At 33.0% G+C, this 16,935-nt stretch carries 15 protein-coding genes and 2 other annotated features; of the genes, 3 read left to right on the top strand and 12 right to left on the bottom strand.

All coding sequences use genetic code 11. The features are described 5' to 3' along the window. Positions 1-86: 86 nt before the first annotated feature. Complete coding sequence (locus RAH41_RS02190; RefSeq protein ID WP_331220284.1) at positions 87-1,508, bottom strand: PLP-dependent aminotransferase family protein; 1,422 nt, start codon at positions 1,506-1,508, stop codon at positions 87-89. A gap of 98 nt (positions 1,509-1,606) precedes the next feature. On the opposite strand from RAH41_RS02190, the gene RAH41_RS02185 reads away from it, so the two are divergent. Beyond that, on the top strand, positions 1,607-2,209 hold the full coding sequence (locus tag RAH41_RS02185; protein ID WP_331220283.1) for a LysE/ArgO family amino acid transporter: 603 nt from the start codon (positions 1,607-1,609) through the stop codon (positions 2,207-2,209). Positions 2,210-2,293: 84 nt separating this feature from the next. Here the strand turns inward: RAH41_RS02185 and RAH41_RS02180 are convergent, their stop codons facing one another. Together RAH41_RS02180 and ileS are read right to left on the bottom strand one after the other, a co-directional pair. Then, the gene (locus RAH41_RS02180; RefSeq protein ID WP_331220282.1) at positions 2,294-2,479 is read right to left on the bottom strand and encodes a hypothetical protein; all 186 of its coding nucleotides are present in this window, start codon (positions 2,477-2,479) and stop codon (positions 2,294-2,296) included. 285 nt (positions 2,480-2,764) lie between these two features. Continuing rightward, entirely contained in the window at positions 2,765-5,845 is a 3,081-nt protein-coding gene (gene ileS, locus RAH41_RS02175; RefSeq protein ID WP_419471554.1) for an isoleucine--tRNA ligase, read from the bottom strand. Between the two features lie 66 nt (positions 5,846-5,911). Beyond that, positions 5,912-6,156, bottom strand: a binding site (T-box leader). Between the two features lie 317 nt (positions 6,157-6,473). Between ileS and corA the strand changes: the two genes are divergently transcribed. Beyond that, positions 6,474-7,415, top strand: coding sequence for a magnesium/cobalt transporter CorA (corA, locus tag RAH41_RS02170; RefSeq protein ID WP_331220280.1), 942 nt, complete (start codon positions 6,474-6,476; stop codon positions 7,413-7,415). A 144-nt stretch (positions 7,416-7,559) separates the two neighbouring features. Here the strand turns inward: corA and RAH41_RS02165 are convergent, their stop codons facing one another. The 4 genes from RAH41_RS02165 to RAH41_RS02150 all read right to left on the bottom strand — a co-directional run bounded on the left by RAH41_RS02165 (position 7,560) and on the right by RAH41_RS02150 (position 10,411). Beyond that, on the bottom strand, positions 7,560-7,805 hold the full coding sequence (locus RAH41_RS02165) for a DNA alkylation repair protein (protein ID WP_331220279.1): 246 nt from the start codon (positions 7,803-7,805) through the stop codon (positions 7,560-7,562). A 62-nt stretch (positions 7,806-7,867) separates the two neighbouring features. After that, on the bottom strand, positions 7,868-8,062 hold the full coding sequence (locus tag RAH41_RS02160) for an NETI motif-containing protein (protein ID WP_331220278.1): 195 nt from the start codon (positions 8,060-8,062) through the stop codon (positions 7,868-7,870). Positions 8,063-8,175: 113 nt separating this feature from the next. Continuing rightward, on the bottom strand, positions 8,176-8,898 hold the full coding sequence (locus RAH41_RS02155; protein ID WP_331220277.1) for a Bax inhibitor-1/YccA family protein: 723 nt from the start codon (positions 8,896-8,898) through the stop codon (positions 8,176-8,178). 127 nt (positions 8,899-9,025) lie between these two features. Continuing rightward, a complete protein-coding gene (locus RAH41_RS02150; protein WP_331220276.1) occupies positions 9,026-10,411 on the bottom strand; it encodes a glycine--tRNA ligase in 1,386 nt (461 codons plus the stop codon). Between the two features lie 80 nt (positions 10,412-10,491). Further along, positions 10,492-10,671, bottom strand: a binding site (T-box leader). A 210-nt stretch (positions 10,672-10,881) separates the two neighbouring features. On the opposite strand from RAH41_RS02150, the gene RAH41_RS02145 reads away from it, so the two are divergent. Continuing rightward, a complete protein-coding gene (locus RAH41_RS02145; protein WP_129691899.1) occupies positions 10,882-11,310 on the top strand; it encodes a hypothetical protein in 429 nt (142 codons plus the stop codon). Between the two features lie 434 nt (positions 11,311-11,744). Here RAH41_RS02145 and RAH41_RS02140 read toward each other — a convergent pair whose 3' ends face one another. From RAH41_RS02140 to RAH41_RS02120, 5 genes are all read right to left on the bottom strand, one after another. Then, positions 11,745-12,452 carry an ABC transporter ATP-binding protein gene (locus tag RAH41_RS02140; RefSeq protein WP_331220275.1) on the bottom strand — a complete coding sequence of 236 codons (708 nt, stop codon included), beginning with the start codon at positions 12,450-12,452 and terminating at the stop codon, positions 11,745-11,747. A gap of 18 nt (positions 12,453-12,470) precedes the next feature. Then, positions 12,471-13,241, bottom strand: coding sequence for an ABC transporter ATP-binding protein (locus tag RAH41_RS02135; RefSeq protein ID WP_331220274.1), 771 nt, complete (start codon positions 13,239-13,241; stop codon positions 12,471-12,473). 16 nt (positions 13,242-13,257) lie between these two features. Continuing rightward, positions 13,258-14,526, bottom strand: a complete 1,269-nt coding sequence (locus RAH41_RS02130; protein WP_331220273.1) for an ABC transporter permease subunit — start codon at positions 14,524-14,526, stop codon at positions 13,258-13,260. Positions 14,527-14,535: 9 nt separating this feature from the next. After that, positions 14,536-15,519 carry a branched-chain amino acid ABC transporter permease gene (locus RAH41_RS02125; RefSeq protein WP_331220272.1) on the bottom strand — a complete coding sequence of 328 codons (984 nt, stop codon included), beginning with the start codon at positions 15,517-15,519 and terminating at the stop codon, positions 14,536-14,538. 141 nt (positions 15,520-15,660) lie between these two features. Next, on the bottom strand, positions 15,661-16,842 hold the full coding sequence (locus RAH41_RS02120; RefSeq protein WP_331220271.1) for a branched-chain amino acid ABC transporter substrate-binding protein: 1,182 nt from the start codon (positions 16,840-16,842) through the stop codon (positions 15,661-15,663). Positions 16,843-16,935: the final 93 nt, after the last annotated feature.

Genomic DNA, 16,935 nt, shown 5'->3' with positions numbered 1-16,935 from the left:
CAAAATTCGTTTCTTAATACGACACTACTTTCCATTAGTATGATCCATTATTAAAAGATAGCAATGAAATAAAGTTCAAAATAAAATCACAGTTGGCTCATTTGTAGTAAAATATTTAATCCCTTTTTTAAATCTTCAAATGAAGCATAGGCATAAGAAAGACGGATATGGTGTAAATCTCTTGGTTCGTAAATATAACCTGGATTGATCAATATATTTTCTTTAAGTAATTTTAAAAATAAAGTCTTATTTACGATTGGATTATGAAACCTAAGCCATATATAGAAACCACCTTCAGACTTTTTCCATGAAGCTATTTTTTTAAATTCCTTTTTTAAAATTTCTTCTACGTAATTAGCTCTTCTTTGCAATTGTTCACGAAGGTTAACAAGATGTTTTTCGTATAAACCGCTTGAGATCCAGTGTGATACAATTTCTTGCGAAAAGGCACTCGAACCATAATCCGTTTGCATTTTAATATCAGCTAATCGTTCAATTACAGGTGAAGGTGCAACAACCCAACCAATTCTTAACCCAGGACTAAGTGTTTTGGATACGCTTCCTATATATAGCACTTGTCCTGAATTATCAAATGATTTTATAGCTGGTGAAGACGATTCAAAAAGCAATTCGTGATACACATCATCTTCAATAATTGGAATTTTTAGCTCTTTGCATATATTATATAGATTTTGCTTTTCTTCCAAAGACCAATTATAGCCCGTTGGATTGTTTAGTGTTGGTACACAGTAGAATAAAGATTGCCTCTTCCCTTTATGTGCCCGCAAATTATCTTTTAATTGATGTTCTTTTGAAACTGAAATCATTCGCATACCATTCGATTGAAAGGGATGTACTGAATTTAAATACGAAAATTGTTCTTGAAATATACTGGATCCTTCCTCCAATAATCCAACTGCAATTAATTGAAGTGCTTGAAGTGCACCCGAAACAATTAAAATGTTCGCTGGTGCTGACTCAATACCACGTTTTTTTAAATAATTACATAAAATTCCTCGTAGTTTTTCACTTCCTTGAGGAGATGAATAGCCAATCGCTTTGGAATCAAGTGAAATTTTTCTTATCGAATTTTCTATTTGTTTAGTTGGTAGTAAGTCAGGTGATAATTCACCAGTTCCAAGACGTATGATATGATCCATTTGCTCATATTCATTTATGAGTTGAATCGTATGGTAATTTGGTTTATGAATACTTGAATCAATATGTCTCTGCCAATTTGGTTGATTTTTGCTCAAAAGTACGTTCCAAGAATTGTTAGCCACAAATACACCTGAACCGGTTTTTGAATCGATTAAACCATCTGCCCTTAATTCATCAAGTGCAAGTTGTACAGTACTGCGATTCACATGAAATTGCGTTGCTAGTTGCCGTTGAGTTGGAATCTTTGTGCCAACAGACCAGTCACCTCGTTCAATACGAGATTTGATCCAATCTACAATTTGCTCTTGTAAAGTCAAATGAGAATCACGATTTGGTTTCCATTTCATCTAACTCCCCCTAAATTGGGTGGATATAAAACCATCCAATTGGTTGTTTTCTTTTAGTTTTATCATAGTACAATAGTAATTGAAAGGGAGTTGATTAGATGGAGGCTATTATTCATGGTCTAGTCTTAGCATTCGGACTTATTTTACCTTTAGGGGTACAGAATGTATTTGTTTTTTCACAAGGTGCTACACAGCCAAAACTAATTCGAGCGCTTCCAGCAACTTTTACTGCTGCAGTGTGTGATACTTTTTTAATTCTTTTAGCTGTTTTTGGACTTTCCACAATTGTTCTCCAATTTGAATGGCTCAGAATTAGCCTAATGATTGTTGGTATTTTATTTTTAGTTTACATGGGGTATGTCATTTGGAAATCTAAACCTGCGGCAAATGAATCCAATAGTGCATTACCTAGCAGACAGCAAATCATTTTTGCTTTATCAGTATCCTTATTAAACCCCCATGCAATCTTAGATACAGTAGGTGTAATTGGAACAAGTGCATTAAAATATGTCGGAAAGGAACAAATTTTCTTTACGATCGCATGTATTGCAGTATCTTGGATTTGGTTTTTAGGATTAACGTTCGCGGGCTCAATCATGAAGAAGGTAGACAGTACAGGCGGTATAATGAAAATATTCAACAAATTCTCCGCCTTGTTTATTTGGGGAACTGCCATTTATCTTTTAATTGGATTAATTTAATGTATACTAGAGGATGATTAAATAATGATCATCCTTTATTAATAGTTCAATATAAGCAGAGTAATTGAAGAACAGTTTTTAAATTTATCTTTTTTCAATCGGTTTAGCAAAAATAATAGAAAGTAAAAACCCGATAAATCCACCGCCAATCGAACCTGCAAATGCTGAGTTAATTTCGCCATGAAAGAATAATACTCTAACTAAAAAATACGATATCGCAAAAGATAATGCATAGATTAAATAGACGTAAATGCTCTTTTTAGAAATCATTTAATCCCCCTTAAATCATTCTATAGTAATTAATTCAACAGCTATTCTAATAAACCTTCTTTCAAAAAATTAATACAAGTAAGTAAAAGTAAGATGTACATATTGCAACCTATTCTAGCATTTAATGAGTGTTATAATATTAGTTTGTTGTTTGTTTCTACATATCCTTCTTTTAATAATCAATAAAACTCTGATAAACTAACTAAAATTCATTTGTATTATTGCAAAAAAAAAAGACAGACCAAAATATTGTTATTAGTCTGTCTTTTCACTTTCACTATTTAATTAATTAGAAGTAACTAATTCAATTTCTGACTGATAATCACCAACTTTAATTTCTTTTCCATTCACTTGATTTTTCACAACTAGATTTCTCATTAATAAGTTTTCCTCAAGCATTCCTTTAAACTTTTCAATGATTTCAATAAACTCTGAATTAGCCGTTATACATATGTCTACGCGCATATTAATTGGTAGATCCAATTCTTTTCGGTATTCTTGAATAGACCTAATTAATTCTCTTACAGTACCTTCTTGGATAAGTTCTTCTGTTAGTAATGTGTCGAGGGTTACTGTATATTCGCCATTCGTCGCTGAGGCAAAACCTTCTCTTGCGCTTTTTTCAACTAAAATATCTTGTGTGTCGACTTTAACAGTTTCTCCTGTTTCAATTACCACATTAACAAACCCTCTCTCTATCACTCTTTTTGCTTCTTCATTTGTTAATGTTTGAAGTGATTTATTAACTAAATTTGACAGTTTTCCAAATTTTGCTCCTGAATTTTTAAAATCTAATTTCATTTTTAAGATTGAAAACTCATTTTCGTTGTTTACTTGTTGGAAATTTTTTACGTTTAACTCATCTAAAACAATTTCTTTATATGAATCCCAATTAATCTCTTCATTATTACTAACTAAAGTTAAACTAGCTAGTGGCTGTTTAATTTTTAATGAATTTGCATTTCGAATACTTCTTCCAAGTTCCACAACTTTTAGAACTGCATCCATTTCCCTTTCAAGCTGAACGTCGATAAATGTTTCATCGCAAACTGGAAAATCAGATAAATGGACGCTTTGTTTTGTTAAATTAAAATAAACATCTTCCGCTAAAAATGGTGTAAATGGTGCTAATAATTGACTTACTTTTGTTAATACTTCAAACAGTGTATAGTAAGCCGCTGCCTTCTCTTTATTCATTCCATTTGACCAGAATCGTTCTCTTGATCTCCTTACATACCAGTTGCTTACTTCATCTACTAATTTAGCGATGTCTCTTGCAGCATTTGTAAATTGATATTCTTCCAAATTCTTAGTTACATTTTTGACTGTACTATGCAAACGAGAAATGATCCATTTATCCAACGTACTTGATTGATACTCATATTGTTTTGTTGCATTAAATCCATCTAAATTTGCATATAAACTGTAAAAACTATACACATTGTCCAGTGTATCGATGAGTTTTGATTTGGCCTCTTGAACGACTCTTTCAGAAAAACGCTTCGGGTTCCAAGGCGCACTGTCTACTAATAAAGCCCATCGTAATGAATCAGCACCATATTTTTGAATTAATTCTACTGGATCAAGTGCATTACCTTTACTTTTAGACATTTTTTGTCCATTTTCATCTAATACATGGCCAAGAGATAATACTCGTTTATATGGTACTTTCCCGGTAAATAAAGTAGATACGGCAAGTAAACTATAGAACCAGCCTCTTGTTTGATCAATCCCTTCAATGACAACATCAGCTGGAAATTGTTTTGTAAATTTCTCTTTATTTTCAAAAGGATAGTGATACTGGGCAAATGGCATCGAACCGCTATCGAACCAAACATCAATTACTTCAGGTGTTCTTTTCATCTTCCCTTTACAATTCGGACAGTTAAGAGTAACTTCATCAACAAAAGGTTTGTGCAATTCAATTGATTTGTCTATTTCTCCAACTGAATGATTACATAATTCAGTTATACTTTTTGGTGCTAATTGATGATTACATGAATCGCATTCCCAAACATTTAATGGAGTGCCCCAATATCTTTTTCGGCTAATATTCCAATCCACCATTTGTTCTAAAAAATTACCGAATCGACCATATTTTATATGATCAGGATGCCATGTTACTTCTTCATTATTTTTAATAAACTCATCCTTTAATGCGGTCGTTTTAATAAACCAACTTTCATTTGCATAATAGAGTAAAGGTGAATCACAACGCCAACAATGCGGATAGCTGTGTTCATATTTTTCTTTACTAAATAATAGTCCGTTTTCGGCTAAATACCTCACGATATCTACATCACACTCTTTAACAAAACGACCTTGAAAATTAGGTACTTCATCAGTATATTGGCCCTTTTCATTTACTACATTTACAAAAGATAACCCATTTTCTTGCACAACCTTATAGTCATCTTCACCGTATGCAGGTGCGATATGAACAATTCCAGTACCACTACCTTCAGTTACAAAATCTGCTTTCACAACTTTATGGCCAACTTCAACTTTTACGAAGTGAAATGGTGGGAAATAACTAATACCGATTAGATCTGCCCCGAGAAATTCAGATAAAATGACGTAATCAGCCTTTAGTACTTTATCTAGTAATGCCTTCGCAAGAATATATACTTCCTCACCTTTTTTAGCACGAACATATTCCATAGTTGGATTTACAGCTAATGCTACATTAGCAGGAAGTGTCCACGGAGTTGTCGTCCATCCAAGGAAATAGACATTTTCTTCACCTTGCAATTTAAACTTAACGGTTGCTGATAAATCCTTAACGTCTTTATATCCTTGCGCTACTTCATGTGAGCTTAGTGATGTTTGACAGCTAGGGCAATAAGGTGAAACACGATGACCTTTTACAAGTAAACCTTTTTCATGAATTGTCCCTAGAATATTCCATACACTTTCAATATAAGCATTATCCAATGTTACATATGGATCATCCATATCCACCCAATAACCTAGCTGTTCAGTAAAATCTCTCCATTGTTTCTCGTAAGTAAATACACTTTCTTTACATTTCTCAAGGAAAGCTTTTACACCATAACGTTCAATTTCTGCCTTACCTGAAATGCCTAACATCTTTTCCACACCGAGTTCAACTGGTAAACCATGCGTATCCCACCCAGCTTTACGAACAACTTGGAATCCAGCCATTGTTTTATATCTAGCTACTACATCTTTTATCGTACGTCCTAAAGCGTGACCAACGTGTGGTAGTCCATTTGCAGTTGGGGGACCTTCATAAAAAACAAAAGATTGATTATGATCTCTTTGTTCAACTGATTTATTAAAGGTATTTTCCTTTGACCAAAATTCACTAATCCTTTTTTCACGATTTTGTACAGATTCTTTTATGTTTTCTTTTTTCATTTGATATCGCCTCTCTTATTTTTTAAAAGCACACAAAAACCCGCCCCTATAATAAGGGACGGGTTTAACCGCGATACCACCCTAATTCTATTGAAAACAGTCCGCTCTTCAATAGCACTCAGCCACGTACAATCATACGCGTTCCTTTTAACGGTAGACACCCGTTCAAACTTACTTATGTTTTCAGTTTGACTTCTCGGAGAGGATCTTCATTTAAGTACTATTCACCGGCTTTCAGCTTCCCCGGCTCTCTGTAGAACAGTAACGAAAATTACTTTTCTCGTCATTGAATTCATTTGTGTGCTTTAATTGTTATTTATTATATCCATCGACTGCTAATAAGTCAAAGTTTTCTTAAATTTATTTTTTTCTTAATTTTAATTCCTTATTCCAATGGTAATCAGAACTTTAAAATGAAAAGGTTAATAAGGGAAGAACAGCAAATATTCTTTCTCTTCCTTATTCAATTCTATTTCTTTTCTAATTTTCACTTTTTAAACAATACAAACTTTTCTTGATCGTTAATACTTTCTCATTATTTTTTAAAAAACTAATAGAGTATATTGTGTTAAACTGTTTTGGAGAGTATTAAAGAGAAAAAGGGTGTGCCAAAATGATCAAAACGATGGCTGTATACAAGGACGGAACCCATACGTTTGATGTATCAATTGAAGAATTAAATTCCGAACAAATTGATTGGGTTTGGGTCGATTTTGGAAAACCTGAAAAAGAAGAAATTGACCTATTGAAAACTCATTTCCATTTCGATGAAATAGCAATTAAGCATTGTGTAAGTTATAAAGAAAGACCAAAAATGGATTATTACGATGGCTATCGTTTTATTATTCTACAATCATTGCAGGAGAACATGGAACAAGCTGAAATCGATCTTTTTTTGTCCCACAAATACATCGTTTCATTTTGTTGGGAGGAGTCAAATGCGATACAAATTGTTTGGAACAAACTAAAAGGATTAAAGAATACAAAAGGAATAAAACCAGAAAGAATCCTGTATCACATTTGTGATGAAATTGTTGATAAATTCTTTCCAATTGTCCAAAAAATTGAAGATGACATTGAAGAGATTGATGAATTAGGATCAAATTCCGATCTTAGCATGATTGATGGAATTAAAAAACAATTAAGCAAGTTATCAAAAATGAGAAAAACAGTTAAACCAACAAAAGATTTAATTTATCGTATATTAAATTCAACCCACGTTGAAATTGACAAAGAAACGACAAAGAAATTACGGATCGTCTACGAACATTTATTAAAATTATTAGATGACATCGCAGATAACAGGGAAGTGGCAAATGACATTAGAGAAAGTTATATTTCAACAAACTCACACAAAATGAATAAAACGATGAAAATGTTAACATCGGTCTCAATTGTGTTCATGCCACTAACCTTCATCGTTGGCGTATATGGAATGAATTTTGTTCACATACCCGAGCTTCAATTAAAATATGGTTATTATTACTGTTGGGTAATTATGCTATTGATCGTGATTGGATTAGTGATGTGGTTCAAGAAAAAAGATTGGTTCTAAATAGATTTGTTATTCAAGAAATATATTTACTCTCATTTTAGCAATGGAATCTTTTATCCACAAAAATAAGATGATCTCTCAAAATAGAGGTCATCTTATTTTAATTCTATTTATGCCTACGCACATAGTTGTTTTTTAAAAAATTTATTTCAAGGAATCCGCTGTTTTTTCAAACATTACACTTTGATCAATTAAACCACAAGTTCCACATTGAACTAAATATTCTGGACCTTTATATGGAACAAAAAATGGATCTAGCCCACTTGAAACATATTCTTCTATTTCAACATCTCCGCTTTGAGCATTTAATTTAACTGCTTTTGGGTTTTGTTCAATTAAATAAAATCTACTTTTGTTTGTTTTACAGCGTGGACATGCTAATTTATGCATATTTTCACCTCATTTTATTCATATAAGGTTACTATTCCATTAAATTATTATCTTTATTCGTATTAATTCTTATTTAATCTGCCTTCAAATACAATCTTTCTTCCAGTTGGTTCAATTTCTACCTTTCCATTAACCATTTGTTCTGAAAATATTGGTACTTCCATTCTTTTAACAGGTTTATAGCCTTCTCTTTCCATTCTCTCTAAGCAATCATTAATTGTTTCATTTTCAAAGACTTCAAATTTTTTCTTACTCATCTATTTCCCTACTTTCTACTATTGTCATTCTATCTATTCATGATCGAATTCAAATCAAAATATAGTAAAAAACCTTACTTTCATTTGAGAGTAAGGTGACTGACTAAAATTATTTAATCGCGAAGCCTTGATAGGAATCGAAGTGCTTCAATATAAACCCAAATGACTGTTACTAATAAACCAAAAGCACAATACCACTCGAATTCTTTTGGTGCTCCTTGTCTAACACTTGTTGTAATTAGATCAAAATCCAAGAATAGATTTAATGAAGCAATAACAAGTATCGCTAAACTAACAAGTATCCCTATTGGACCAGATTGATGGATATATGGAATTGGAACATGGAAAAGTTGAAGGACCATCGTTAGTAAGTAAAATATAAACACTCCGATTGTTAAACCGAAAACAATTGATCTAAAACGGTGCGTTACTTTAACGAGTCCAGTAGCATAACAAATTAATGTACCTGCTATAATTGCAATTGTTAATAGAACCGCTTGTAGAACAATCATTCCATATGTTGCTTCATAAACAGCAGAAATATTACCAATTAGAATCCCTTCAACTGCTGCATAAATAGGTGTAGTAATCGGTGCAATTCTAGGAGAAAAAGATGTTACCAAGCCAATAATGAATGCAACGATTAAACATCCAATAAACACTTTAGAATTAAGTGTTCCAGTAGCCGTTAGATAAAATGAATATCCTGCAGTTGCGATTAATAAGATTAATGCGATAATTGTTTTACCAATTGTCCCACCGATCGTCATTGCCTTAGCAGAATGCCTTGATTTCGTTAATCGTTCAGAATTTAAGATAGGATTTGAACTCCTCATTTAAACTCCTCCTTTATTTTATACCTTTATTTTACCATTTTTAGTATATTTCTTAAACTTTAAACAAGCTTTAGTAAAATATATGAAAAAAGATGTCCAAAAGGACACCTTATTTCAAAAAACTAAATTAAAATTTAATTTTATTTGCTAAAAATGATTGTAATTCACTTATTGCAACACGAGTTTGCTCCATAGTATCACGGTCACGAACAGTTACTTTTTTATCTTCAATTGATTCGAAGTCGTACGTAATACAGAAAGGAGTACCGATTTCATCTTGACGTCTATAACGTTTACCAATTGAACCAGTTTCATCAAAATCAACATTGAACTCTTCTGCTAAAGAAGCAAATACTTCTTGAGCATTTTCAGATAATTTTTTAGATAAAGGTAAAATCGCTGCCTTATATGGTGCTAATGCAGGATGTAAACGCATTACTGTACGAGAAGTACCATCTTCTAATGCCTCTTCTTCATATGCATCAATTAAAAATGCTAATGTAACACGGTCTGCACCTAATGATGGCTCGATACAATATGGAACATATTTTTCATTTGTAATTGGATCATGATATGTGAAATCTTCTGTTGAATATTCCATATGTTGTTTTAAATCATAATCTGTACGAGACGCAATGCCCCATAATTCGCCCCAACCAAATGGGAATTTATATTCAAAGTCAGTTGTCGCGTTACTATAGTGTGATAATTCATCCGCACTATGTTCACGTAAACGAAGATTTTCTTCTTTCATACCTAAAGCTAAAAGCCATTTATTAGCAGTTTCTTTCCAATAAGAATACCACTCTAACTCTTCACCTGGTTTACAGAAAAATTCAAGCTCCATTTGTTCAAATTCACGAGTTCGGAACGTGAAATTTCCTGGAGTAATTTCGTTACGGAAGCTTTTACCAATTTGAGCAATACCAAATGGTACTTTCTTTCTCATTGTACGTTGTACATTTTTGAAGTTTACGAAAATACCTTGAGCTGTTTCTGGACGTAAGAAAATTTCATTCGTACTTGATTCAGTAACACCCTGGAATGTTTTAAACATTAGGTTAAATTGACGAATATCTGTAAAATCATGGCTACCACAATCAGGGCAAGCAATTTTATGTTCTTCAATTAATTTAGCCATTTCTGAAAATGGAAGACCATCAACGATAATTTCCATTCCTTTTTCTTCAAGTGCATTTTCGATTAATTTATCTGCACGATGACGAGCTTTACAATTTTTGCAATCGATCATTGGGTCATTAAAATTACCAATATGACCTGAAGCTTCCCAAGTACGTGGATTCATTAAGATTGCTGCATCTAATCCAACATTATATGGACTTTGTTGAACAAACTTTTTCCACCAAGCTTTTTTCACATTATTTTTTAATTCAACACCAAGTGGACCATAATCCCACGTATTTGCTAAACCACCGTAAATTTCAGATCCTGGAAATACAAATCCTCTGTGTTTAGCGTGACTTACTACAACATCCATCGATTTTTCTGACATTTCATTTGCCTCCAATTTTCAATTGTTTTTTGAAAATGCAAGAATGAAATAAAAAAGCTCTCATCCTTAGGCATTTTCTGCCTAGGGACGAGAGCTGTATATGCACCCGCGGTTCCACCCTAGTTGACAATTAAAAAAATTGTCCACTTTAAAAATTAACTCAGGAATGCCTTTCGCTAAAGGTTTTGATTGAGCTCACACCATCCTCAACTCGCTAAGCAAAATAATCTTTAGGTACTTCTTTCCGTCAACGTTATATGTAATAAATAATATGTTGTTATTTTAACAAAGTGACCATGTTTAAGTCAATTATTATTATGAACAATTATGATAAAAATATACTGTGAATTTATTGAATTTTTCAGAGGATTCTACATGTAAAGATAAAACCTTTACAGTATGAGCATTACTTGGTATGATAGAAAAGTTGTTTTATTTATATACCTAACTATCAGAAGGGAGTGCTAGTTTTGAGTAGCAGCATTTTTTTAAAGAAAAAGAAACGTTCAGCAGTATTGCTTGATAAACATCATTCCATTCGTTTATTAAAGACAAACAAAAAGCGAATCGTAAACAAAAGAAACAATAAAATAAAAGGGTTCGAACAATTACTTGTTAAAGAATTAAACGAGGAAATGATTTCAACTTCAAACAGTACGGTAAATGAAATTTCTGAAAATGTAAATACAGTAGTGATCGAAGGACTTCCAGTAACATTTCTTCTAAAGCTTGGAAAAGAGTTTTTCTCAGATTTAGAAGCAGTGAAGTACTATTATAATAGTAAACATGAAGATTTTTACAAGAATCGTAGTTTACTAGAGGAATCACTTCAATCTTCCATTAACAATGCTTCAAGTGAAGAGCAATTAAAAGTTTCGGAATTTATTTCTAATAGATAAAATTTCATGTTAATGAGGGAATCTAAATGGGGTTCCCTCTTTTTATTTTTGTAGAGAAAACCTTAGGAAAGTATCGGCTGAACTGGAAATAAAATCAGTGAATCTGCAATTAAAATTACCGAAACTACATTTAAAATCAGCGAATCTGCAATTAAAGTAAAAAATTACCTATACCCGTAAAAGTATCCCTATACAATTATTAGTTCATTGTAGAAACGATCAAGTGTAAAATTATCATATATCTTTTTAAACAATAAAATACTAATCCAAATCTGCCATTTATCTTTAAAAAAGTCTGTAAAATAAACTTTAAATGCATAGTGTCTTCGAGATACCCTCTGTAAATGAATTTTCATTAGCAATTACAGCAAAAAGGGATGTTCAAATGTCAGTTGACCTGACATATGATACATCCCCTTTGATTTGAAGATTTATTAAGCTAAATAAGCTTTTTTCACTTCTTCATTATCCATTAATGTCTTACCTTCACCAACCATTTGAATCTCACCTGTTTGAATGACATAACCTCGATGAGCAATTTGTAATGCTTGGTATGCGTTTTGTTCGACTAATAAGATTGTCATTCCTTGTTTGTTTAGTTGCTCAATGATTTCAAATATTTGTTCAACGATAATTGGAGCAAGACCCATAGATGGTTCATCTAGCATTAGTAATGATGGTCCCATCATCAGCCCTCTTCCAATCGCTAGCATTTGTTGTTCTCCTCCACTCATCGTACCGCCTTTTTGGCTTAAACGCTCTTTCAGTCTTGGAAAATAATCAAATACCATTTCCATTCGTGCAGCGATTAGTTTTTTATCTTTAACTGAGAAAGCTCCCATTTCTAAATTTTCTTTTACACTTAATTTAGAAAAAATTCTTCTTCCTTCTGGTACATGGGCGATTCCTTTTAAAGCAATTTCATGGGATTGTAGCTTTATAATTTCTTCACCTTTATATATAAGCGTTCCAGATTTTGGTTTAACTTGGCCACAAATCGTTTTTAGAGTAGTAGATTTACCCGCACCATTACTTCCAATTAATGTTACGATTTCGCCTTCATTTACTTCAATGTTAATATTTTTCAGTGCTTGTATACCACCGTAAAAAGAGTTAATATCTTTTAATTGTAATAGCGTCATTTTTTCGTACTCCTTTCACTATGCAGTAGTCACTGCACTTTTTCCTAAATATGCTTCAATTACTTTTTGATTATTTCGAATTTCGAGTGGTTTTCCTTCTGCAATTTTTTCGCCATGATCAAGTACAAATAGATACTCGGATATTTCCATCACAAGCTTCATATCATGTTCGATTAAGACGATTGTTAAGTTAAGGTCATCTCTCATATGATAGATTAAATCAGTCAATTCTTTCGTTTCTTTCGGATTCATCCCTGCAGCTGGCTCATCTAAAAGTAAGATTCTTGGTTGAGATGCTAATGCACGCGCAATTTCAAGTCGTCTTTGGGCACCGTATGATAAACTCGATGCTTCCTCATTATAAACATCAGCTAATCCAACGTATTCTAACCATTTATAAGCTTCTTTCATCGCCGATTTTTCTGCTTTTTTAAATTTAGGTAAATGGAATATTGTTGAAAAAATTCCATACTTTAAATGCTGATGCATTCCTACCATGACATTTTCTAAAGCGGTCATACTATTAAATAAACGGATATTTTGGAATGTACGAGCGATCCCTTTTTTATTAACTGTATGTGGCTTTAACCCTACTAAACTCTCATTCCCTAGCAAAATTTCACCACTACTAGGTGTATAGACACCAGTAATCATATTAAAAAATGTTGTTTTTCCAGCTCCATTTGGTCCAATAACTGCTGTAATTGAGCCTTCTTTAATATCAATATTGACATTATTAACAGCAGTTAAACCGCCAAAACTTTTCGTTAAATTCGTTGTTTTTAACATTTGATAACCTCCTCTCTTAAAATGAAACTGTGCGTGTTTTTTCTTCGACTACAGTTTGATCTACGACGTCTTCTTTTGGAACAACCTTATTTTTGGCAGGCAATAATCCTTTTGGCCTAAAAATTGCTGCAAATACTAAAATCAGTCCGAAAATCATACGTTGCATTTTTGAAGGAGATAAAGCCGGTGGTAAATTAATCACTCCATCTAATGTTAATTGGTTTAAATAGTTTGTTACTTCTGTTAATACTTGTAGATTTAAAATTGTAACAAGAGCAGCTCCAAGGATAACACCTGGCACACTACCCATTCCGCCTAAAATAACCATTACCAAGATCGTAATCGATTCAAGTAACGTAAAGCTTGTCGGGTCAATGAACATTTGCTTTGCAGAGAATACTACTCCCATCATTCCTGAGAAAGAAGCACCGATTGCAAATGCAATTAATTTTGTACGTACTAAGTGAATGCCTGATGCTTGTGCAGCGATTTCATTCTCACGTACCGCTTTCCAAGAACGTCCAAGTTTAGAATCTTGTAATCTAGTTACAGCTAAAATGACGATTGATAAAACAACTAACACAACATAATAAAATTGGCCGGAATTATCAATCTCTAGTCCAAATATCGTTGGAGCTGGAATAGAAGAAATACCTTGTGCCCCTCCAGTAATATTTACTGGTTTATCTAAGTTATTAAATACAATTCGAATAATTTCTCCAAATCCTAGTGTTACAATTGCTAAATAATCACCTTTTACACGAAGTACTGGAATACCTAATAATACGCCAGCAATAGCAGCGATAATTCCACCGATTATGATAAATACCCAGAATGAGTTTCCTGAAAACGGAAGGAAATCAAAATGTAAGAAATTCGTAACTTGTTTAGTCGAAAAAATTGCATAAGTATATGAACCGATTGCAAAGAAGGCAACAAATCCTAAATCTAATAGCCCAGCTAAACCAACTACTACGTTTAATCCAAGTGCCATTGCAACATAGATTCCAACTAAAGTCGCTACACCCATATATGATTCAAATGCTGTACCTTGTGATGCAACATACGGCATAATCACAGTTAAAACTAGGATTCCAATGCTCCATTTTAATTTGACTGGAAAATTAGTTTTATATAATAAGTAAAGCGAGAACAAGATTAATAGAAATGCTGTAACAGATTCTTGCAAAAGGTATAATCCTAATGATGTAACAATGATATAAGCGCCTAAGAAAATTCCTTGTAATTTATTTGATTGTTTTAACCCATTTAATAAGCTCTTCATCTAATTCACCTACACTTTCTCAGCTACAGGTTTACCTAATAAACCTTCTGGCTTGAATATTAGAACTAGAATTAATATTGCAAATGCAACTACATCTTTATATTCTGATGGGAAAATGCCGTGTGTTAATGTTGATAAATTTGTTGCCGCAAATACTTCGATTATACCGATTAATAAACCACCAAACATTGCACCACGGATATTTCCGATCCCACCTAATACTGCTGCCGTAAATGCTTTTAGGCCTAAAATAAAACCAATGTATGGATCAATTGTGTTATATTGTAATGCAAAGAGCACGCCAGTTGCACCACCTAATCCAGATCCTAAAAAGAATGTTAAAGAGATGACTTTGTTAACATTAACAGACATTAATGATGCAGTTTCACGATCTTGAGCTACTGCACGCATTGCTGTACCCCATTTTGTTTTATTGATGAAGTAATCTAATGAAATCATCATTACAACTGCAACGACTAAAATAATAATTGATGCTGATTTAATTTGTGCATTTCCAAATGAAGAAAGAAGTGAGCTAGTTTTAATTTGGTGTTGTCCTGAAAATAGTGATGGGCCAGTAATAATGTAATTTCCTTCTTTTAATTCAGCAATAAAACGTACGATATCTTGTAGTAAAAATGAAATACCAATTGCTGTAATTAATGTAATTAATTTTGGTGCTTTACGTAATGGGCGATACGCCACCCTTTCGATCCCCATTCCAAGGAATCCAGTTGCTAATGAAGCAATAATTAAAACAATTGCTAATACGATAATTGCAGGTAAACTACTTAATAAACCTAAACCAGTAAATGTAATTAATATCGCAGTACCAATGAACGCACCTGCCATGAATATTTCACCATGTGCAAAGTTAATTAGTTCCAAAATCCCATAAACCATCGTGTAACCGAGTGCTACGATTGCATATACCGCTCCTAAAACAAGACCGTCTATTAGTACTTGAGGTAGTGTTTGGATTACTTCATTCATGTATAAGACCTCCTATAAATAATGTAGTTTATTTCCTACCAAATTCCAATTTTTTACAAATTTCTCAACTTATTGTGAGAAAAAGAGTATCTCGTTTTTTACGGGATACTCTTTTCTTTTTCTGGTTGGTATCGTTTCTAATTAAGGTTTAGAAACTTCGCCTTCTTGAGTACCAGGATATTTAGCTTCTTTAAACGTATAAATAAATACTTTCGCGTATTTGTTGTCTCCTTTATTGTCGAAGCCTACCTTCGTTACTACACCATCATAATCTTGAATCGCACGTACTGCTTTTTCAACTTGTTCACGTGTTGGCATTTTTCCTTTATTGTCATTGATCGCATTTTTTAATCCTGCTAATAAAACGCCTGCAGAATCATAGCCATAAGATGAGAACGATTCGATGTTTTTATTAAATTTAGATTTATATGCGTCAGCAAAAGCTTTCCCTTTATCTGTTTTTAACGTATCTCCAGCTACTGAAGTATAGTAGAAGTTTTTAACAGCATCTCCAGCAATATCAACTAAACCTGAAGAGTCCATTCCATCTCCACCCATGAATGGGATGTTTAATCCTTTTTCACGTGCTTGTTTTAATAAAATGCCACCTTCAGCATATAGTCCACCGAAGAATACTAAATCAGGCTTTTTCGCAATTGCATTATTTAGTACCCCGTTAAAATCTTTATCTCCGATTGAGATTCCTTCTTCACCTAGAATTTTAGCGCCCAATTTCTCAGCAGCAGATTTGAATTCATTTGCTAAACCAGTTCCGTAAGGTGTTTTATCTTGAATGATAAAAATATTTTTAGCTTTTAAAGTATTAACAGCGAAATTCGCACCTGCAGGACCTTGGAAGTCATCACGAGCACAAATTCGGTTAACTACTCCTAATCCACGATCAGTTACTTCATTTGCAGTATTTGAAGGAGATACCATTACGATATGGTCTTTCTCATACTTTACAGAAGAAGGAATTGCTACACCAGAGTTTAAATGTCCTACAACACCAAGGATTTTATTGTCTGCAGCTAACTGCTCAGCATTTGCTACACCTTTTTTTGGATCCCCTTGGTCATCATAAGGTACAATCTTTAAATCAAAGCCTAACTTTTTGAAAGCTGCTTTTTGATCTTCTAATGCAAGCTGAGCTCCAAGCTTAATGGATTCACCTAAAATTGCATTATTACCAGATAGTGGTGTATTTGTTGCGATTTTAATGACTTGGTTTCCATCCTTTGAACTATTACTTCCACAGCCTGCTAAAATACCCGCAGTTAACGATACTGATGCTAAAATTGCAAATCCTTTCTTAAAAACCATATGTACGCCCCCTTAAAAACCTATTTTTTGAAAATTTAAAATTCTTAAGAAAATAGTAAGCTATATTTTTTCGTTAGACAAGTTCTTTTGGTT

It is taken from the genome of Gottfriedia acidiceleris (genome assembly GCF_036421055.1).
GTDB lineage: Bacteria > Bacillota > Bacilli > Bacillales > Bacillaceae_G > Gottfriedia > Gottfriedia acidiceleris_C.
Note: the sequence above shows the minus strand (reverse complement) of the source record. Positions and strands in the feature narration are given on the sequence as shown.